Origin of the sequence: Xanthomonas arboricola (assembly GCF_003353015.1) — a bacterium.
Lineage (GTDB): Bacteria > Pseudomonadota > Gammaproteobacteria > Xanthomonadales > Xanthomonadaceae > Xanthomonas > Xanthomonas arboricola_E.
Map to the genome: position 1 here is coordinate 394,526 of NZ_QREM01000010.1, position 17,909 is coordinate 412,434.

18 protein-coding genes are annotated in these 17,909 nt (G+C 67.8%); 10 read left to right on the forward strand and 8 right to left on the reverse strand.

The annotated features are described in order from the left end of the window. Positions 1–170: 170 nt before the first annotated feature. Together C0541_RS19160 and C0541_RS19165 are read right to left on the reverse strand one after the other, a co-directional pair. The gene (locus tag C0541_RS19160) at positions 171–2,153 is read right to left on the reverse strand and encodes a beta-N-acetylglucosaminidase domain-containing protein (RefSeq protein WP_115050979.1); all 1,983 of its coding nucleotides are present in this window, start codon (positions 2,151–2,153) and stop codon (positions 171–173) included. Positions 2,154–2,623: 470 nt separating this feature from the next. Further along, a complete protein-coding gene (locus tag C0541_RS19165) occupies positions 2,624–2,998 on the reverse strand; it encodes a P-II family nitrogen regulator (RefSeq protein ID WP_274519106.1) in 375 nt (124 codons plus the stop codon). 154 nt (positions 2,999–3,152) lie between these two features. On the opposite strand from C0541_RS19165, the gene ubiK reads away from it, so the two are divergent. The 3 genes from ubiK (at position 3,153) to C0541_RS19180 (ending at position 5,779) form a co-directional block, all read left to right on the forward strand. After that, positions 3,153–3,431 (forward strand): ubiquinone biosynthesis accessory factor UbiK, encoded by a 279-nt coding sequence (gene ubiK, locus C0541_RS19170; protein ID WP_115050980.1) that lies wholly within the window; start codon positions 3,153–3,155, stop codon positions 3,429–3,431. A gap of 15 nt (positions 3,432–3,446) precedes the next feature. Next, positions 3,447–4,967, forward strand: a complete 1,521-nt coding sequence (locus tag C0541_RS19175) for a YifB family Mg chelatase-like AAA ATPase (RefSeq protein ID WP_115050981.1) — start codon at positions 3,447–3,449, stop codon at positions 4,965–4,967. A gap of 302 nt (positions 4,968–5,269) precedes the next feature. Beyond that, on the forward strand, positions 5,270–5,779 hold the full coding sequence (locus tag C0541_RS19180) for a lipocalin family protein (RefSeq protein ID WP_161960161.1): 510 nt from the start codon (positions 5,270–5,272) through the stop codon (positions 5,777–5,779). 319 nt (positions 5,780–6,098) lie between these two features. Here the strand turns inward: C0541_RS19180 and C0541_RS21125 are convergent, their stop codons facing one another. Beyond that, a complete protein-coding gene (locus C0541_RS21125) occupies positions 6,099–6,275 on the reverse strand; it encodes a hypothetical protein (RefSeq protein WP_193725966.1) in 177 nt (58 codons plus the stop codon). 373 nt (positions 6,276–6,648) lie between these two features. Here C0541_RS21125 and C0541_RS19190 point away from each other — a divergent pair, with 373 nt between their 5' ends. Then, positions 6,649–8,208 (forward strand): EAL domain-containing protein, encoded by a 1,560-nt coding sequence (locus C0541_RS19190; protein WP_115050982.1) that lies wholly within the window; start codon positions 6,649–6,651, stop codon positions 8,206–8,208. A gap of 240 nt (positions 8,209–8,448) precedes the next feature. Here the strand turns inward: C0541_RS19190 and C0541_RS19195 are convergent, their stop codons facing one another. Further along, positions 8,449–9,573, reverse strand: coding sequence for a fatty acid desaturase family protein (locus tag C0541_RS19195; RefSeq protein ID WP_115050983.1), 1,125 nt, complete (start codon positions 9,571–9,573; stop codon positions 8,449–8,451). A 9-nt stretch (positions 9,574–9,582) separates the two neighbouring features. Continuing rightward, entirely contained in the window at positions 9,583–10,659 is a 1,077-nt protein-coding gene (locus C0541_RS19200) for a ferredoxin reductase (RefSeq protein WP_115050984.1), read from the reverse strand. A 93-nt stretch (positions 10,660–10,752) separates the two neighbouring features. Between C0541_RS19200 and fabR the strand changes: the two genes are divergently transcribed. Both fabR and C0541_RS19210 read left to right on the forward strand, forming a co-directional pair. Then, the gene (gene fabR / locus C0541_RS19205) at positions 10,753–11,400 is read left to right on the forward strand and encodes an HTH-type transcriptional repressor FabR (protein ID WP_115050985.1); all 648 of its coding nucleotides are present in this window, start codon (positions 10,753–10,755) and stop codon (positions 11,398–11,400) included. 476 nt (positions 11,401–11,876) lie between these two features. Continuing rightward, positions 11,877–12,689, forward strand: coding sequence for a hypothetical protein (locus C0541_RS19210; protein ID WP_115050986.1), 813 nt, complete (start codon positions 11,877–11,879; stop codon positions 12,687–12,689). Between the two features lie 146 nt (positions 12,690–12,835). On the opposite strand, the gene C0541_RS19215 is transcribed toward C0541_RS19210, so the two are convergent. The 3 genes from C0541_RS19215 to C0541_RS21130 form a co-directional block, all read right to left on the reverse strand. After that, positions 12,836–13,705, reverse strand: coding sequence for an alpha/beta hydrolase family protein (locus C0541_RS19215; RefSeq protein ID WP_115050987.1), 870 nt, complete (start codon positions 13,703–13,705; stop codon positions 12,836–12,838). Beyond that, positions 13,705–14,805, reverse strand: coding sequence for a DUF3182 family protein (locus C0541_RS19220; RefSeq protein WP_115051170.1), 1,101 nt, complete (start codon positions 14,803–14,805; stop codon positions 13,705–13,707). Before C0541_RS19220 ends, C0541_RS19215 begins: the two co-directional genes overlap by 1 nt. A 97-nt stretch (positions 14,806–14,902) precedes the next feature. Beyond that, a complete protein-coding gene (locus C0541_RS21130; RefSeq protein WP_193725967.1) occupies positions 14,903–15,064 on the reverse strand; it encodes a hypothetical protein in 162 nt (53 codons plus the stop codon). Positions 15,065–15,474: 410 nt separating this feature from the next. On the opposite strand from C0541_RS21130, the gene C0541_RS19225 reads away from it, so the two are divergent. From C0541_RS19225 to C0541_RS19240, 4 genes are all read left to right on the forward strand, one after another. Further along, on the forward strand, positions 15,475–15,756 hold the full coding sequence (locus C0541_RS19225; RefSeq protein WP_016902660.1) for a hypothetical protein: 282 nt from the start codon (positions 15,475–15,477) through the stop codon (positions 15,754–15,756). 41 nt (positions 15,757–15,797) lie between these two features. Then, a complete protein-coding gene (locus tag C0541_RS19230; protein ID WP_161960162.1) occupies positions 15,798–16,064 on the forward strand; it encodes a hypothetical protein in 267 nt (88 codons plus the stop codon). Positions 16,065–16,158: 94 nt separating this feature from the next. Then, a complete protein-coding gene (locus C0541_RS19235) occupies positions 16,159–16,752 on the forward strand; it encodes a DUF4142 domain-containing protein (protein ID WP_115050988.1) in 594 nt (197 codons plus the stop codon). Between the two features lie 202 nt (positions 16,753–16,954). After that, positions 16,955–17,842, forward strand: coding sequence for a TIGR01777 family oxidoreductase (locus tag C0541_RS19240; RefSeq protein WP_115050989.1), 888 nt, complete (start codon positions 16,955–16,957; stop codon positions 17,840–17,842). Positions 17,843–17,909: the final 67 nt, after the last annotated feature.

A 17,909-nucleotide genomic window follows, 5' to 3' on the forward strand; every position in this document is an offset into this window, starting at 1 on the left:
GCCGGGCTGCAAGCCTGACCCTCTCGATGACGCGCCAACGCTACGCCGCCCCCTGGCGAGCAATCGCCAGGGGATTCGCACGGCGCCGACGAACCGCAGTCCACGCCGATGCCGCGCATCAGCGGCGCTATCCAGTGGCTAGGCAGTCGCCCGGTCGCTGCGGCAGGTCCTCACCGCGCACCTGCCGCTTCGGCTGCCGACGGCGCGCGGTAGGCGATCAGGCGCGGCGCGTCGGCGACGAAGCGGTCCAGCACGCCATCGGCAATCTTGACCGGGCCGCCGAAACGCGTGGCGCCGGGAATCGACGGGATGGCCGCGGCTTCGGCGGCGACGCGCTTTGCATCGGCAAACGCCACCGACGCCTGCGCGTCGCCGCGATTGGCGGCCTCCAGCCCGGCCGCGGTCTTCTGCAGCGCGCGGCCCCAACCCTCCATCGCCTCCAGCCAGGGGCGTGATTGTTCGGCAAAGCCCTTGTCAGCGACGCCATCGCGAATGATCTGCGGCGCGGCAGCGATGTCGTCGGCGGTGCGCGCCAATGTTGCAATCGCCTGGCTGCGCGCTGCGGCATCGCCCAGTGCGATCGCCTCGCGCACCTGGTCCAGCACGGCCTTCAGGCGTGGCGCCTGCTCCTGCCAGGGCTGGCTGCCGAAGGTGGGCGCCAGATGCTGGGTGTCGAAGAAGGTCAGCAGCGCCGCGGTCACCTGCGCGTGGCCACCGGCCAGGTCGCGCGCGGCCGCGTGCCAGGTGCGCTCGGCGTCGTAGCCGGTGTCGTTCCACGCGAACGCGGTCAGCCCCATCACCGCCACGCGGCTGGGCACTTCCTGGTTCATCGGGTTGGAGACGATGCCGGACAACTCCGCCGACAGGCCGGCCTCGCGCCGCGCATACGGCGCCATCAACAGGCGCCCGGCCGAGGTTTCGAAATCGTTGACCGGGTAGTTGTCCCACAGCAGCGTCTTGCGGCCGAACGCCTTGGTGGCCGCGCGTGCATCGGGAATGGAAATGGCCGGCGGCACCACGTCGGTGCCGGTCCACTGCACCACGATCTTCGGATCCAGGTGCTTGCGCAGCGCTTCCTTGTACGGGCTTTCCTTGGCGTCGTAGTACTCGGTCGGCACCATGATCAATTCCGAAGACGCATCGTGGCGGGCGACCAGGTCGGCCTGCACCAGGTTGAGCAGATGCGACTGCGCGATGCCGGCCGCCTGCGCGCCGGACGCGCCGAAGGTGGTCTTGTCGCGCTCGCAGTTCCACTTGGTGTATTCGATATCGTCCAGCGCCACATAGAAGCTGCGCACGCCCAGCGCGCGGAAGGCATCGAACTTGCGCAGCAGCGCCTTGGCATCGGCCGGATCGGAGAAGCACACCGTCGGCCCCGGCGAGATCGCATAGACGAAGTCGACGTGATTGCGCCTGGCGGTGGCCGCCAGCTTGCCCAGCGCCTTCAGCGTCGCGGCCGGGTACGCCTCGCGCCAGCGGTCGCGCGCGTAGGGGTCGTCCTTGGGGCTGTAGATGAAGGTATTGGCCTTGCTGCGGGCGAGAAACTCGATGTGCTTGCTGCGGTCGGCCATCGACCATGGCGCGCCGTAGAAGCCTTCGATGGTGCCGCGGATCGGCATCGCCGGATGATCCTCGATCGCCAGGGTCGGAATGGCCGGGCGCTCGAGCAGCTGGCGCAGCGTCTGCGCCGCATGGAACAGGCCATCGTTGTCGTGGCCGGCCAGCGTGATCAGGCTGCCGTTGCCCAGCGCCACGCTGGCCAGCGTGTAGCCCTCGGTGTGGGTGTCCTGCACCGCCTTGCTGCGGGTCAGCGCATCGCGCACCACTGCCGCCTCAGCGGTGCCCAGCACGATATGCGGGCGGTCGAGCGTGGCAGGCAGACGCGACCCAGTGGCGATCTTGGTGACGCCGGCCGTGCCGAGGATGCGGCGCACCAACGCGACCGCCTCCGGATCTGCGCCCGGCGCCACCACCAGCACCACCGACCGACCCAGCGTGACCGTGCCGCCGTCCAGCGTGATCGCGACCGGTGTGGGGAAGATCGCTGGCTGGACGACCGGCTGCGCCAGTGCGGGGACTGTCGCCGCTGCCAGGCCTGCTGCCAGCCACAGCGAGAGCGGGCGCAAGCCCGACGTTCTGGCGCGTCGTTTCATCCCCGAACTCCGGTATTGAAATGGTATTAGGCCCTAGAGTAGGCAAGTCATCGCGTGGCGACAAGCGGGCGCGGCTTTTTGGCGTCCTGGCTCGATTCGGGAGCGGCAAGCAGGGTGAAGCACTTCAAGCGGATGCCGAGGCTTGCCTCGGGTGCCGGATCCGGTCTTCGGTATTGAAATGGTATGAGAACGCTGGGATGGCGACTGACAGCAGCCTGGCTCGGGGAGCGCCCGCGCGACTGCGTCGAGAGCGCCCCCGGCTCAGCATTGCGTGCCCACCTCAGCCGTCGACGGCCGCGTGCCACCCTGGAGGATGCAGTGACCGGCGATGCACTGCGCACGCCATGGCACTGCGTCGCGGCACCCAGCCGCTCGTCGGTCGCCGACTGGCGCGGTGTGGTGTTCCGGCAAGCGGGCGGTTGCCCAGGCGCCAGGCGCACCGTCGCCGACGTCGCTGCCCGCCGGCGCGCTTACAGCGCGTCGCTGTCCAGCTCGCCGGTGCGGATCCGCACCACGCTGCCCAGGTCGTAGACGAACACCTTGCCGTCGCCGATCTTGCCGGTCCCGGCCGCGGTCACGATGGCCTCGACCACGCGCTCGGCCTGGTCGTCGGTCACCGCCACTTCGATCTTCACCTTGGGCAGGAAATCGACCACGTACTCGGCACCGCGATACAGCTCGGTGTGCCCCTTCTGCCGCCCGAACCCCTTGACCTCGGTCACCGTGATGCCCGCCACCCCGCAACCGGCGAGCGCTTCGCGCACATCGTCGAGCTTGAACGGTTTGACGATGGCCATGATCATTTTCATCGGTGCAGATCCAGGGGCATGACGGGCGCGCAGCATACCGTGGACGGCCGTAACACTCACCCCGTGGGGTGCGGCCGTCACCGCGGCCGACAGCCGAATGGGACTATCCTTACCGCCTGCCGACTGCCTTGCCGATGTCCCGCGTGTCCCGGCCTGCACTAGGCTTCCTACGGACCTGCGGAGAACACCCATGATCGATTTCAACCAGCTCGACGACCTCGCCCGCCGCCTCAGCGACCTGGTGCCGCCGGGCCTGCGCCAATCGCGCGAAGAGCTGCAAGGCACCTTCAAGGGCGCGCTGCAGGCCGGCCTGGGCAAGCTGGACCTGGTCACCCGCGAAGAGTTCGACGTGCAGCGCGCGGTGCTGCTGCGCACGCGCGAAAAACTCGACGCGCTGGAGCAGGCCGTGGCCGCGCTGGAAGCCCGCGCGCCTGCGACGCCGCCCGCAGCGCCACCCACCACTCCCTGACCAGGGCCTTTCACCATGAGTCTGGCGCTGGTGCACAGCCGTGCCCGCGTGGGGGTGCATGCACCTGAGGTTCGGGTGGAAGTGCATCTGTCCGGCGGGCTTCCCTCCACCCAGATCGTGGGCCTGCCCGAGGCCGCGGTGCGCGAATCGCGCGAGCGCGTGCGTGCGGCGCTGCTGTGCGCACAATTCGAATTTCCCGCCCGGCGCATCACCATCAACCTGGCCCCGGCCGATCTCCCCAAGGAAGGCGGCCGCTTCGACCTGCCGATCGCCCTCGGCATCCTGGCTGCCAGCGGGCAGATCGATCGGCAAACCCTGGCCGACTACGAATTTCTCGGCGAGCTGGCGCTGACCGGTGAGCTGCGCGGCGTCGATGGCGTACTGCCCGCCGCCCTGGCTGCCGCGCAGGCCGGGCGACGGCTGATCGTGCCGCTGGCCAACGGCGCCGAAGCGGCCATCGCCGGGCATGTCGAAGCCTTCACCGCGCGCACGCTGCTGGAAGTCTGCGCCGCGCTCAACGGCAGCCAACGCGCACCGGCCGCCGAGGTGGCGATCCCGGCACTCGGCGCACGCGCCCTGCCCGACATGGCCGATGTGCGCGGCCAGCCGCACGCACGTCGCGCGCTGGAGATCGCCGCCGCCGGCGGTCACCATCTGCTGCTGGTGGGCAGCCCGGGCTGCGGCAAGACCTTGCTCGCCTCGCGCCTGCCCGGCCTGTTGCCCGAATCCAGCGAAACCGAGGCCCTGGAAACCGCTGCCATCACCTCGGTCAGCGGCCGCGGGCTGGATCTTGCGCGCTGGCGGCAGCGGCCTTACCGGGCCCCGCACCACACCGCCAGCGCGGTCGCATTGGTCGGTGGTGGTACCCATCCGCGCCCTGGCGAGATCTCGCTGGCCCACAACGGGGTGCTGTTCCTGGACGAGCTCCCGGAGTGGCAGCGGCAGACGCTGGAAGTGTTGCGCGAGCCCCTGGAGTCGGGCCTGGTGACGATCTCGCGGGCCGCGCGCAGCGTGGATTTCCCGGCGCGGTTCCAGCTGGTTGCTGCCATGAACCCATGCCCGTGCGGATGGGCCGGCGACGGCAGCGGGCGGTGCCGCTGCAGCAGCGACGGCATCCGCCGCTATCGCAGCCGTGTCTCCGGCCCGCTGCTGGACCGGATCGACCTGCATGTCGACGTGCCGCGACTGCCGCCGCAGGCCTTGCGCAGCGGCAACCTCGGCGAAGACAGCGCCAGCGTGCGTGCCCGCGTGGTCGCCGCACGCGAGCGGCAACTCGCGCGTGCCGGCGCACCCAACGCACAACTGGATCAGGCACAGACCGATCAGCATTGCCGCCTGCAGGGCGACGATCAGATACTGCTGGAACGCGCCATCGAGCATCTGCAGCTGTCCGCACGTTCGATGCATCGCATCCTGCGGGTGGCCCGCACCATTGCCGATCTCGACGACAGTGCCGCCATTGCCACCGGGCATCTGAGCGAGGCCATCGGCTACCGCAAGCTGGATCGCGCCATGGGCACGGCGAGCGCGGCGTAGGCGCGCCGACCCAGTGCCTCGACTCCACGGCACTGGTCCGGCGTACGGCGATGCCGCGCTGTCTGGTCAGGACGCCAAGCATGTCGGGACCGCAGTGCGGTCGATCGCTACATCCCTCGCGACGTTGTCGGCTGCCGGTTCGCCAGGGCCCTGCTGCCGGTTCTGGCGTGGCGCGCGTGCGCCTGCTTGCATCGGGCAGCATGGCAGTCGCCGGCGCGTCCACGCGCGTCCTCCAACCTCGCAACATCCATTTCATGGCGATGCACGTACAACGTCCGCCACACCACAGCGCAGACGCCGCCATGAGCCGACATCCCGACCTAGTCACCGTCCCGTCCCTGGATCTGAATCGTTATCTGGGCACCTGGTACGAAATCGCACGGCTGCCGATCCGCTTCGAGGATGCCGATTGCACCGACGTGTCGGCGCACTACTCGCTGCAGGACGATGGCACGGTGCGGGTGCAAAACCGCTGCCTGACCGCCGAAGGCGAGCTGGAAGAGGCAGTCGGCGAGGCGCGCGCCATCGACGACAGCAACGCGCGGCTGGAAGTCACCTTCCTGCCCGAAGGCCTGCGCTGGATTCCGTTCACCAAGGGCGATTACTGGGTGATGCGCATCGATGCGGACTACACCGCCGCGCTGGTCGGCGGTCCCGACCGCAAGTACCTGTGGCTGCTGGCAAGACTGCCGCAGCTGGACGAAAACATCACCCAGGCCTATCTGGCGCATGCGCGCGAGCAGGGCTTCGATCTGGCCCCGCTGATCCATACCCCGCACACCGGGCGACTGACCGAGCAGCCGCTTCCCTGATTGCCGGCAGGGCCGGCATGGCAGTCGCCTCCCCCACCAGGACACGCTCCGTCGACCAGCGACCGGCTTGCGCGCTGGCAGGCTGCCCGCACAGACGGATCGATTGCAGCGCTGGAACACCTGTAGCGCGGCCAACCTGCAGCCTGGTTGCAGGACCCTTGCCCGCCCGCCATCGCGGCACACGCGGTGCATCCGTTGCTGGACGCTGCACGGACGGATCCACCGCGTGGCCTGCAAGCGCCGAGGCACCGCAGCCGCGGCCTGCCCCGGCCTCGACGATCCGGCGTTCGACGACCGACGGGCCGGACCGCAACCCGACTCAACCGTCGAGCGTGCCCAGATCCCTGGCCGCAGCCTGCGCGCCTTCCAGGCTGTCGAAGGCCACGCCGGTGTCGCCGACCACGTACTTGGTCAGCTCGCCATCGCGGGTGGTTTCCTGCATCTTGAAGATCGGCACTGCATCGGTGCCGCCGACGCGTTCTTTCTGCGTTGTCATGGGTGATTCCTCCAGGGAAAGTGCCTTGCACGGCACCGGATGGCGCCGCGGCTCCCACTCGGGAGCACAGACGACCCGACCCTAACGCGCTGCCCGATGCAGGCGCGTGAACCCATGGAAGAGGCCGCCCGGCACCGTCATCTGCAGAAAAATTGCATCTGCTTCGTCCCGCAGACGCGCGCAACCCACGCGTCTGTCGTACATTCGCGACGTGCAGCCTCATCAGTCCACCGTCACGATCTCCAGCATTCCCGTGCGGCGCGTCCGCGCGCAGCGCGAGTACGCCGCATCGTTGCTGGGGCGATGCATGCCAGTGCCGCTCCGCACGGGCTGTAGTGCGTGAGCATGCCTCCCCGCAGATGTGGGTGGTGAGGTGAAGCGTCAACGCATCATCAGTGTGACCGTGTTGCTGGTGCTGCTGTGCGCAACGCTGCCGATCAGCCTGTCCTACTATCTGGCATGGCGGCTGGCGCTGGAGCGCGAGGAAAGCAAGCTCGCGCAGCTCGCAGCGCTGTCGATCCGGCGCACCGACACCGCCTTCGACGAGGCGTATGGCGCACTCTTGAGCATGGGCGCATCGCAGCTGCAGCCCTGCTCGCAACCGCATGTGGGGCAGATGCGCGCACTGGTGCTGGCCAGCCACTACATCGTCGAACTGGGATACATGCGGCAGGGCCGGCTGCGCTGCACCTCGTGGGGCCCATCGCCGGAAACCACTGCCCACACCACTGCCGACTTCGTGGTCAAGCGCGGCATCGCGGTCACCACGCGGCTGCGTCCGCTGGCCAATCCGCAACATCCGCTGATGGCCTTGCAGCTGCGGGACTACAACGTCCTGATCAATCCGAACACGCTCACCGACATCAATCTGCCGCCCGGCCTGCAGCTGGCGATCGGCACGCCGGACGGGCAGATACTGAGCAGTACCGGCATCGCCGCCGAGCAGTTGCTGATCGCACCGCCGACCGCTGCAACCGGCCCCGCCGCAGACGCCACGGTGCTGTCCGGCCGCGACCGCCGCGGCGACTGGGCGGCGGTCGTCACCGAGCCGGTGGCCTATCTGCGCGGGCCGCTGGCGGCCGCACGCTTGCAGGTGGTACCGGTCGGCGTTGCGCTGGCATTGCTGTTGGTCAGCCTGGTGATCTGGGTATCGCGGCGGCGGTTGTCGCCGCTGGCGCGGCTGGAAATCGCCGTACAGCGCAACGAGTTCGTCGTGCATTACCAGCCGATCATCGCACTCGACACCGGCGCCTGCGTCGGTGCCGAGGCGCTGGTGCGCTGGCAGCAACCCGATGGCGTGCTGATCCCGCCCGATGCCTTCATCCCGCTGGCCGAAGAAAGCGGCTTGATCCTGCCCATCACCGATCTGGTGGTGGCCGAAGTCATCCGCGACCTTGGCCCGACCCTGGCGACCGACCCCTCCCTGCACGTGGCCATCAATGTCTCCGCCGACGACATCAAGAGCGGCCGTGTGCAGACCGTGCTTGCGCAGGCGCTGCACGGCACCAACGTGGACAGCGGGCAGTTGTGGGTGGAAGCGACCGAACGCAGCCTGATGGACATCGAGGCGGCACGCACCACCATCACCCACCTGCGCGGTGCCGGCCACACGGTGTCGATCGACGACTTCGGTACCGGCTATTCGAGCCTGCAATACCTGCAAGGGTTGCCGCTGGATGCGCTGAAGATCGACAAGTCCTTCGTGGACACCATCGGCACCCACTCGGCCACCAGCGCGGTGACCTCGCACATCATCGACATGGCCAAGACGCTGCAGCTGCGCACCATCGCCGAAGGCGTGGAACGGCAGGAACAGCTGGACTATCTGCGCGCGCACGGCGTGGACCTGGCGCAGGGCTGGCTGTTCTCGCGCGCGTTGCCGGCCACCGGCTTCATCGCCTACCACGCACTGATGCGCGGCGTCGCGCACTGACCAGCGCCGCTACGGCGCCACGCACCGGGCGGGGCCACCACGACGTGCAGCCGGCCGACCGGGCACGGCGATCCCGGCATGGCAACGACCAGGACGCGCACGGCAGGCCCGGATCGCCGCGACGGTGTTCGCCACTGTCGCCGGCACCGATGCCGCCCACCGCCAACGCGCACCCGCGTTCGGCGAACGGGGCGGACGGACTGGCCAAAAGAAAAGGGCCGCCAGTGGCGGCCCTTTCGATCAGGCGCCTTGCAGGGCGCCTTCGCGTTGGCGACGGACCGGCTTGGGCCGGCTCGGGAACGCATGCCGCACGATCCGCCACATCACCTGGCCGAACTGACGCGGCAGCGAGCCGGTGTTGTAGTGCTGGCCGTAGCGCGCACAGACCTGCTTCACCTCGACCGCGATCTGCGCGTAACGGTTGGCCGGCAGGTCCGGGTAGAAGTGATGCTCGATCTGGTGGCTCAGATTGCCCGACAGCACGTTCATCAGCTTGCCGCCGGTGAGGTTCGACGACCCCCGCAGCTGACGCAGATACCAGTGGCCGCGCGACTCGTTGCGGATCGACTCCTTCGGGAACACTTCCGCATCGGCGGTGAAGTGACCGCAGAAGATAATCACGAAGGTCCAGATGCTGCGCAGCACGTTGGCGGCCAGGTTGCCCAGCAGCACGGTCAGGAAGAACGGGCCGGCCAGCGCCGGGAACACGATGTAGTCCTTGAGCATCTGGCGGCCGATCTTGCGGCCGACCGGCAGGAACGAGGCGCGCAACTCGGCCGCCTTCATCTTGCCGGCGAACCAGCGGCCCAGGCGCAGGTCCTGGATCGCCACGCCCCATTCGAACAGCAACGCGAACACCACCGCAATGAACGGCTGCAGCAGGTAGAACGGGCGCCAGCGCTGCTCGGGGAAGATGCGCAGCAGCCCGTAGCCGATGTCGTCGTCCATGCCGCGCACATTGGTGTAGGTGTGGTGCTTGAAGTTGTGCGTCTTGCGCCAGTTGTCGCCGGTGGCAACGATGTCCCACTCGTAGGTGTTGCCGTTGAGCTGCGGGTCGCCCATCCAGTCGTACTGGCCGTGCATGACGTTGTGGCCCAGCTCCATGTTCTCCAGGATCTTGGACAGCGTCAGCAGCACCACACCGGCGATCCAGGCCGGAATCAGCACGCTGTGCACGAACGCGCCCAGGAACAGCAGCGCGCGTCCGGCCACGCCGGTCCAGCGCACTGCCGCCACGATGCGGCGGATGTAACGCGCATCGGCGGCACCGACCTGGGCCTGCACGCGGGCGCGGATGGCATCGAGCTCGTCGCCGAAGGACTGCAGTTCGGCAGCGGACAGGGCGCGGTTGTGGACTCGGCTCATGAGGATTCCTTACAGATCCAGGATCAGGTCAGTGCTCGGGGCACTGATGCACAGGCGGACCTGTGCGGTGGGTTCGTTGCTGCGCTCACCGGTCAACAGGTGACGCGTGGTGCCGGACTGACGCGCGCAGGCGCAGCTGTTGCAGATGCCCATGCGGCAGCCGTGTTTCGGGCGCAGGCCTTGCGCTTCCAGCCCTTCCAGCAGCGACTGACTGCGCGGCAGGGTGAGCGTACGGCCGCTGCGTGAGAGCTGGACCTGCACCTCACCGGCTTCGCCGTCTTCCAGCACCGGCACGCTGAAGGCTTCGGCCTGAAACGCCGCCACCTGGCCTTCCAGCCGCGCGCGCGCTGCCTGCACGAAGCCGCCCGGCCCGCAGACCATGACGTGGCGGCTGGAGAGATCGGCGACCTGCTGCAACGGGTAGGTGTCGATGCGCGCCGCTGGCGCGACGCCTTCGCGGGTGGTCAGCAGCCGGACGCGCAGGCGCGGATATGCGGCGGCCATCGCCTCGAATTCGTCGAGGAAGCAGGCTTCGTCGCGCTGGCGCACCCAGTACAGCAGGTCCACGTCCATCGGCATGCCGGCCTGCGCGGCGGCCTGCAGCAGCGCGCGCATCGGGGTGATGCCCGAGCCGGCAGCCAGCAGCAACAGCGGCGTCGGGGCGGCCGGCAGCAGCATGTCGCCGAAGGCCGGATCCAGCGACACCACCGTCCCGATCGGCGCATCGCCAGCCAGGTAGCGGCTGACCAGCCCACCCTCGATCGCCTTGACGGTGATCGCCAGGCGGCCATCGGCCAGCACGGTCGGGCTGTAGCTGCGCAGCAGGCGGCGGCCGTCGATCTCCACGCCCAGGCTCACGTGCTGGCCGGCCTGCAGCCCCTGCCAGTGGCCGTTGGGCCGCAGCACCAGGGTCACCGCGTCGCGGCTGGCCGCGGTACGCGCGACCAGGCGGGCCATCGGCCGTTCCAGCGTCCACAAGGGGTTGAGCCGGGTTGCCCAGAAATCGAACAGCTGCGGCGACACCAGCCGGCGCGCCAGACGCGTCGGCAACGGGGACTTGGACTTGGGGTTGGATGCCAGGTTCATGGATTGCACTATACGCATGCATGCACAGCCGTGTATACAGTTGTATATTGATCAGAGGAGCTATGATTCAGTCCCACGTCCGGCTACCGCCTCATGACCTCCATCGCCCTGCCTACCAACGACGCGCCGCCGTCACGCAAGCCGGCGATTTCACGTGAGGACCTGATCGCCGCGGCACTGTCGCTGATCGGACCGCACCGCAGCCTGTCCACGCTGAGCCTGCGCGAAGTGGCACGCGAAGCCGGCATCGCACCGAACAGCTTCTATCGCCAGTTCCGCGACATGGACGAATTGGCGGTGGCCCTGATCGACCTGGCCGGGCGCTCGTTGCGCACCATCATCGGCCAGGCCCGCCAGCGCGCCACCTCCACCGACCGCAGCGTCATCCGGGTGTCGGTCGAGGCCTTCATGGAACAGCTGCGTGCCGACGACAAACTGCTGCACGTGCTGCTGCGCGAAGGTGCGGTGGGCTCGGACGCGTTCAAGCAGGCGGTGGAGCGTGAGCTCAGCTATTTCGAAGACGAGCTGCGGGTGGACCTGATCCGCCTGGCCGCCGCCGACAACGCCAAGCTGCATGCGCCGGCGCTGGTGTCCAAGGCGATCACCCGGCTGGTGTTCGCGATGGGCGCGGTGGCGATGGACTCGCCGCCGGAAAAAGACCCCGAACTGATCGAACAGATCTCGCAGATGCTGCGCATGATACTGACCGGTGCCCGCACCCTGGGTACGCACGGCGGCTGAGCGTGGTTTGGCGCTGGAGCGCGAGCTGTCCGTCTCGCCGTCATCGGCGAGGCAGGCTTGTCGAGCGATGCAGGCTGGCTGCGTATGGACCAGACCGCATGCATGTGCCGTCAATGCGTCGGTGACCTGCGCTTGTTGTGGCCGGCGCAGTCCACGCGTGGCGCCAGCTTGAATGTCGCTCAAGCGCCTGTGCGCAGGTAATTGCACGTGCCGCGTGTTGTGCAGGCAAGCAGCACTGGCGAGCGCTGAAACATCTGCAGCGTCTGCCTGCGTGCAGTGGCATGCCACCTACCTGCAGGGCAAAACCGTCGCACGTTCGTGCAGACCAGCCTCATCCATGGCGGCGGATGCACAGTTCAGCCTTGTCGCGACCACACTCACATCCCAGCACACGCGGTTCACTCCCGTCTGGCCAAGGTGGCTCCACGTTCGCGATCTGCATCGACAGTCGCACCCACAGACACCCCGGAGACGACATGAGCAACCACCAGACCCCTCTCGACAAGCAGGAACGCAAGGCCGAAGCACAGGATCTGAATCGTGATCCGATCTCCGGCACACCCGGCTCGCACCCGGTGGGCGTGGGTGTGGGCGGCATCGCCGGCGGCGCTGCCGCCGGTGCACTGGCCGGCACGGTGTTCGGGCCGCTGGGCACCCTGATCGGTGCTGCGGTCGGCGTGGTAGCCGGCGCTGCGGCCGGCAAGGGCGTGGCCGAGCGCCTGGACCCGACGGTAGAAACCGAATATTGGCGCCAGGAACATCGCAACCGTCCTTACTACAAGGAAGGCACCGATTACGACCGCGATTACGCCACCGTCTACGGCTTCGGCCTGCAGGCGCGCGAAACCCGTCCGACCAGCAGCTGGGAAGAAACCGAAGCGACCCTGGCCGGCGAATGGCCGCGCAACCGTGGCCAGTCGCGTCTGGAGTGGGAAGAGGCGCGCCTTGTCGCGCGCGATGCCTGGGAGCGCGCCGATCGCACGCACAGCGTGTACCGCGAGGGCGATACGCATTATCAGGGCCGTTTCGACAGCGCGAGCTATCGCGACGCCGAGTATTCCTACGACGATTATCGACCGGCCTACCGTTACGGCATGCAGGCGCGCCAGCAACACGCCGGCCGCCAGTGGGACGACCATCTGGAACGCGATCTGGGCGATGGCTGGGACCGCTTCAAGTCCAACTCGCGCCTGAGCTGGGAGAAGGCCAAGCACGCCGTGCGCGAAGCCTTCGATTCGGAGCAGCACGACGCAGCGGCACGTCGTAACCCAACCGCCCCGCGCGTCTGAAGGGCCACGGCCTGGCACCAAACCACGCCGAGGTTTGAGCAGGCCGAGGTTTGACATGGAACGGGCCCGATGGGCCCGTTCTGCGTTGTTGAATCCTTCATTGCCGAACCCACCACCAGACGCAGTCGCCGCATCGAACGCGCGACTTAGCTGGAGCGCTTTTCCACCGCACGGATATCGCCGCGGAATTCGCGCGCACCCTGCCCCGTCGCTGACACCGCATCGCCCTGGTGCTGCTTGAGCATCTGCTTGCGTGCGGCCACCACCTCCTTGGCCAGGGCGATGCGCCGGCCGACCACCATCTCGGTCAGCCAGTCGATCAGCGTGCGCGTGTATTCCTGCTGGTGTTCCTTGACGCTCAATGCGTGATCGGCGCCGGCAATGACGCGCGCGCTCAGCGAGCGCGCATTGACGAAGGCACCGGCGTAGTTGCGCAACACCGGATGCGGCACGATCACATCGTGCTGCGCTTCCACCAACAACACATCGCCCTTGTAGTCGGCACAGGCCGCCAGGGCGATATTGTCGTCGGGGGTCAGTGTGCGCTGCCGGTAGTCCATCAACTCCGGATCGGCGTTGAGGCTGACCTTGGGGCGATCCCAGTGCTCGTCCTTGTACAGCGCGGGCGAGCGCAATGCCAGCCATTCCACCGGGCGCTCGCGCGTCAGCAAGGCAGACAGGTAGCCACCGTAGCTCAGCCCGACCACGGCGATCGACTGCGGATCAACGTAGGGCAGGCCGGCAAGCTGGTCGTAGGCTGCCTTGATGTCGTCCAGGTTCTGCGCACGCGTCACGCTCTGGCGCATCGACGCGTAGCCTTCGTGCCCGCGCAGGTCGAAGGTCATGCAGATGCAGCCCAGGCCCACCGCTTCGCGCGCGCGCACCAGGCTGTGATGCTGGCTGCCGCCCCAGCCATGCACGAACAACACGGCGGGAATGCCGGTGGGCGTGAGCAAGGTCCCGCTGAGTTCGTCCTGGTCGACCGGGATCTGGATGCTGGAAAGTTTGGCTTCCATTATGGGGTGGAGACCCTCCTGTACTTGAAGCGCGGACCCGGCCCGGGGCGTTCGGCGCGGTAGTAGATCTGCGCATCTGCGGGCGGTTCGCCCTGATAGATCTCGTGCGTGGATGCGCATACCCACTGCAGTCCGGCATCGTCCTGGAAGCTGGCGATCGCAGCGAGCTCGGCCGGTGTGGCGCCGCCCACGCGCCAGGATTGCTCCAGCACGCCGCAGACCGCACCGCCCTGTCCGTCGTCGCCGCTGACCACATCGTAATTGCGCCTCGAGATGTGCAACCCAGGATAGGCAGCGGTGATGAATCGATCGTATCTGCAGGCTTGCGCGACCACGCGGTGTTGCAGCGGCGCTAGCGCGGTCATGGCCAGCGCCTCCAGCGATCCGCGATGCACGTGCAGCGATGAACCGCCGTAGACCTCTTCATCCTGCGCGTTGCGCACGCTGGATTGCGTCCCGTAATAGGCGATCTGCACACCGGCAACGCACAGTTCGCCCACGCTGTGCGTGACGGGCTGCAGGATGTTGCGCTCGAGCACCGCGCCATGGGTGCCCAGATAATCCGCCGGCAGGCCGTCCACGAGCTGCGCGAGATGCGTGGCATCGGCAATACGCCATTGTCCGCTCCCCCCCACGCCGGTCGGCAACTTGAGCCGCACACCGCCATCGGGCAGCAGGATCTCCAGCGCATGCATCGCATCGATGCGCGAAAACACCGTATAGCCAGCCAATGTTGCCGGAATCAGCGCGGTGGCCAGCGCCTGGTTCCATCCGGCGATGCGGGCTGCGTGGTCGGCAATCAGCGGGTGGCCGATCACCTTGGTCGCCAGGAACGCATGCGGCACGATGCCTCCCAGCACGTCGGCCACATCGTCGATGCCCAGTCGATGCGCCTGTTCTGCGGTCAGGGTGTCGTCAGGCACATGAAACACGGTCTGCGCCATCGCATGTTCCAGGTCACCGGCCGGGCCTGCGCCGTGCACGCCCAGCAACCGTGCGATTTCACCGCAGACCCATGCATGCGTCGTGCGCTCATGACCGTCTTCAGGCACTGGCCGCGTGACATGCCCCAGCACCTGGCGGTATCGCTTGTGCGCCATCACGCCCCCCTCGCGGCGTCGCGCCGCGCGCCGTTTGCTGGCTTGCTGGAACTTCGGCCGCTCACGCGGCAGTACGCTGGCGCCGGGAACAGCAGGCTTATTTCAGCGTCAGATAGAACGCGAACACGATCACGAGCACGACGATCAGGCTGATGGCGACACGTCCTGCGCGCAGTTCCACCAAGGCATGCCACCACACACGTGCTTCCGAGGTACCGCTGGCTGTTTGCGGCTTACGGCTGCTTTCGCTGTCCTGCATCCTGAGTACTCTTCTCCCTAATGTCGTTCCACATGATAAGCATCAGACGTTACACACGTGTGGAACGATTCAGAATCTTGCGTAAATTGCGGCATTTCGTGCGACTGCTTGGCGAGCATCGCCTGGCGCAAGCCACTGCAAAGCAGCTGGCACACACGTCTGGACTGCGGATTTTCTCACCCATGCAATCGATTGCTGGCGGCTACTCGGTGCAAGCATGCGGCTTCGAGTGCAACTGCGCGCCGTGCGCGCTACAGCTGCCGACGCGGCGAGCACGGACGCAAGACGAAGCTGACCAGTTAAGCACGTACTGCTGCGATGCGTTGAATTGTCGGGTTCGATGATCATTCGTTGACACAGCCATAGTTACCCTGCGGGTCAAGTTTGTTTAACCCGGACCACGCGAAGTCATGAGCAGAGACCCATCCGTCATCGATGTACAAGCCGAAATCGCGCATTGGCAGGCGCGGCACGCGCAGGGCAACTTGGGTGCAGGCAAGTTCAGCGAATTGTCCCCGGTGGTGAAAATGGCCTGCGACATCTATCTGCAGGCGCCGCGCTCGAGCGATCAGGAACGTCTGCGCCTGTTTCGCGACCGCCTGGAACATCACTTCATTTCATCCAGCACCCAGTCCAACTACGAGCAGTTGGCTACCGATTGCTGGCAGCGACTGGGCACACGCAATAGTTGAACGCGCGTGTCGGGCAGGACCGTTCCTCATTGGAGAGCAGCATGAAAACCCCGTATCAAGTGCAGCAGGAGCTGGAACGATTGGAGCGGCTGGTACCGCACATCGTCAGCGACCAGGGCGACCGCGCGGAGGATATCCTAGGCTTCCATGTCGCCAGCTTGCTGGGCAGTGCCCCGGCCAGCGAACACGCGTTGATTCGCGAGCGCACCGCACGCATGGCGCTGATGTGCCGCACCGCGCAGGACAACGTGCGCACGCCGGCCAGACCGCTGGGTCTTGGTGCCGTCGCCCAGGCGCAGCTGGCCTGACCGGCGGGCGCCGATCCACGTACCACCGGAGCCGCGCAGCGGCTCCTTTGCATTTCACTGTCGGCAATGTTGGCCGCATCTTCCTAGGACATCCATGAAACCCCTTCTTGTCGCGACATCGCTTCTTGCCGTGCTCTCCCTTGCCGCCTGCGATCGCCCCGGTGGCGATGCATCGCGCACCGCGCCGGCGGTGTCGCCCGAGCCGACTGCCGCACCAGTCAGCGGCACCGGCGCCACCGAGCTGGCCAAGGGCGACGCCGCCGTGCTCGGCGTGCTGGCCGCGCTGGACGAAAACGAGATCGCGCTGGCCAAGCAGGCCATCGCCCAGGACCTGGGCGGTGCAACCGACACATTCGCCAAGCAGCTGCTGCACGACCACGAAGCCAACCTGGAAAAGAGCAAGGCGCTGGGGGCCACCGACAGCGCGCGTGCCGATGCCATGCGCGCCAAGGGCAAGGCGGCAGTGGACGCACTGGCAAAGACGGCGACCCTGCCCGATGGCAAGGATGCATACCGCAACGCCTTCCTGCGCACCATGGTCAGCGACCACGGCGACACCATCAAGATCATCGATGCCGAGCTGCTGCCCGCTGCCGAAAGCGCGCCGGTCAAGCAGCACCTGGAAGAAAGCCGGCGCGTGGTGTCGGCGCACTTCGAGCGGGCACACGCGGTGTCCTCCTCGCGCTGAGCCTGGCGCAGCGTCTGCGAGCACCCAACGCGCCGGCCTGTCCGGCGCGTTGGCATTTGGGCCTTGGCGATCGAACACACGCTGCACCGGGCCACCGGCCTGGCGCGGCCCGCAGCCGCCGCAGCGCGTGCTGCAGCGACTTCACTCCACCGCAGGCGGCACTGGCCTATCGTGCCGCATCGACTCGGCGCAGGAAGGTCCCATGCAGTTGCTCATCACCGGCGGCACCGGCTTCATCGGCCAGGCCTTGTGTCCGGCACTCCTGCAAGCCGGGCACCAGGTCAGCGTGTTGACCCGCGACCCGGGTCGCGCCGGGCGTAGCCTGCCCGGCGTCACCGCAGTGGACACACTGGACGGCGTGCGGGCCGATGCGGTGGTCAACCTGGCCGGCGAACCGCTGGCTGCCGGCCGCTGGACCGAGGCGCGCAAGCAGCGCTTCCGCGCCTCGCGCCTGGGCATCACCGGCCAGCTGCATGCCTGGATCGCGCAGCAGCCGGCCGAACAGCGCCCGTCGGTGCTGATTTCCGGCTCGGCGGTGGGCTATTACGGCGAGCGTGGCGACAGCGTTCTCACCGAAACAGACCCTGCCGGCGACGATTTCCCCGCGCAGTTGTGCCGCGACTGGGAGGCCGAGGCGGCCAGCATCGCCGCACTCGGCCCGCGCGTGAGCTGGGTGCGCACCGGCATCGTGCTCGATCGCGACGGCGGCGCCCTGGCCCGCATGCTGCCGGCGTTCCGCTTCGGCGGCGGCGGCCCGTTCGGCGATGGCCGGCACTGGATGAGCTGGATCCACCGCGCCGACATGGTGGCCTTGCTGCTGTGGTTGCTGGAGCACGGCCAGGCCGGCGCCTACAACGCCACCGCGCCGAGCCCGGTCACCAATGCCGAGTTCACGCGCACCCTGGCCCGCGTGCTGCATCGTCCCGCGTTGCTGGCGTTGCCGGCCGGCCTGCTGCGCCTGGGCTTCGGCGAGATGGCCGAGCTGCTGCTGATCAGCCAGCGCGTCCTGCCGCAACGCGCCCTGGATGCCGGCTTCCGCTTCCAGTATGTCCAGCTGGAGGCGGCATTGCGCGCCATCCTGCAGCGCTAGCGCTAGCGCCGGCGCGGTCGTGGTGGGCCTTGCGCACCGGGCGGGTCGGACAGCCGCCTGCAACGGC

Bases quoted from the DNA above. Each gene is read 5' to 3' on its own strand.
- C0541_RS21125 (WP_193725966.1), bottom strand. From the start codon at position 6,275: ATGACAACGCAGAAAGAACGCGTCGGCGGCACCGATGCAGTGCCGATC.
- fabR (WP_115050985.1), top strand. From the start codon at position 10,753: ATGACCTCCATCGCCCTGCCTACCAACGACGCGCCGCCGTCACGCAAG.
- C0541_RS19240 (WP_115050989.1), top strand. From the start codon at position 16,955: ATGCAGTTGCTCATCACCGGCGGCACCGGCTTCATCGGCCAGGCCTTG.
- C0541_RS19225 (WP_016902660.1), top strand. From the start codon at position 15,475: ATGAGCAGAGACCCATCCGTCATCGATGTACAAGCCGAAATCGCGCAT.
- C0541_RS19200 (WP_115050984.1), bottom strand. From the start codon at position 10,659: ATGAACCTGGCATCCAACCCCAAGTCCAAGTCCCCGTTGCCGACGCGT.
- C0541_RS19160 (WP_115050979.1), bottom strand. From the start codon at position 2,153: ATGAAACGACGCGCCAGAACGTCGGGCTTGCGCCCGCTCTCGCTGTGG.
- C0541_RS19180 (WP_161960161.1), top strand. From the start codon at position 5,270: ATGAGCCGACATCCCGACCTAGTCACCGTCCCGTCCCTGGATCTGAAT.
- C0541_RS21130 (WP_193725967.1), bottom strand. From the start codon at position 15,064: ATGCAGGACAGCGAAAGCAGCCGTAAGCCGCAAACAGCCAGCGGTACC.
- C0541_RS19175 (WP_115050981.1), top strand. From the start codon at position 3,447: ATGAGTCTGGCGCTGGTGCACAGCCGTGCCCGCGTGGGGGTGCATGCA.
- C0541_RS19195 (WP_115050983.1), bottom strand. From the start codon at position 9,573: ATGAGCCGAGTCCACAACCGCGCCCTGTCCGCTGCCGAACTGCAGTCC.
- C0541_RS19215 (WP_115050987.1), bottom strand. From the start codon at position 13,705: ATGGAAGCCAAACTTTCCAGCATCCAGATCCCGGTCGACCAGGACGAA.
- C0541_RS19235 (WP_115050988.1), top strand. From the start codon at position 16,159: ATGAAACCCCTTCTTGTCGCGACATCGCTTCTTGCCGTGCTCTCCCTT.
- C0541_RS19230 (WP_161960162.1), top strand. From the start codon at position 15,798: ATGAAAACCCCGTATCAAGTGCAGCAGGAGCTGGAACGATTGGAGCGG.
- ubiK (WP_115050980.1), top strand. From the start codon at position 3,153: ATGATCGATTTCAACCAGCTCGACGACCTCGCCCGCCGCCTCAGCGAC.
- C0541_RS19165 (WP_274519106.1), bottom strand. From the start codon at position 2,998: ATGCTGCGCGCCCGTCATGCCCCTGGATCTGCACCGATGAAAATGATC.
- C0541_RS19220 (WP_115051170.1), bottom strand. From the start codon at position 14,805: ATGGCGCACAAGCGATACCGCCAGGTGCTGGGGCATGTCACGCGGCCA.
- C0541_RS19210 (WP_115050986.1), top strand. From the start codon at position 11,877: ATGAGCAACCACCAGACCCCTCTCGACAAGCAGGAACGCAAGGCCGAA.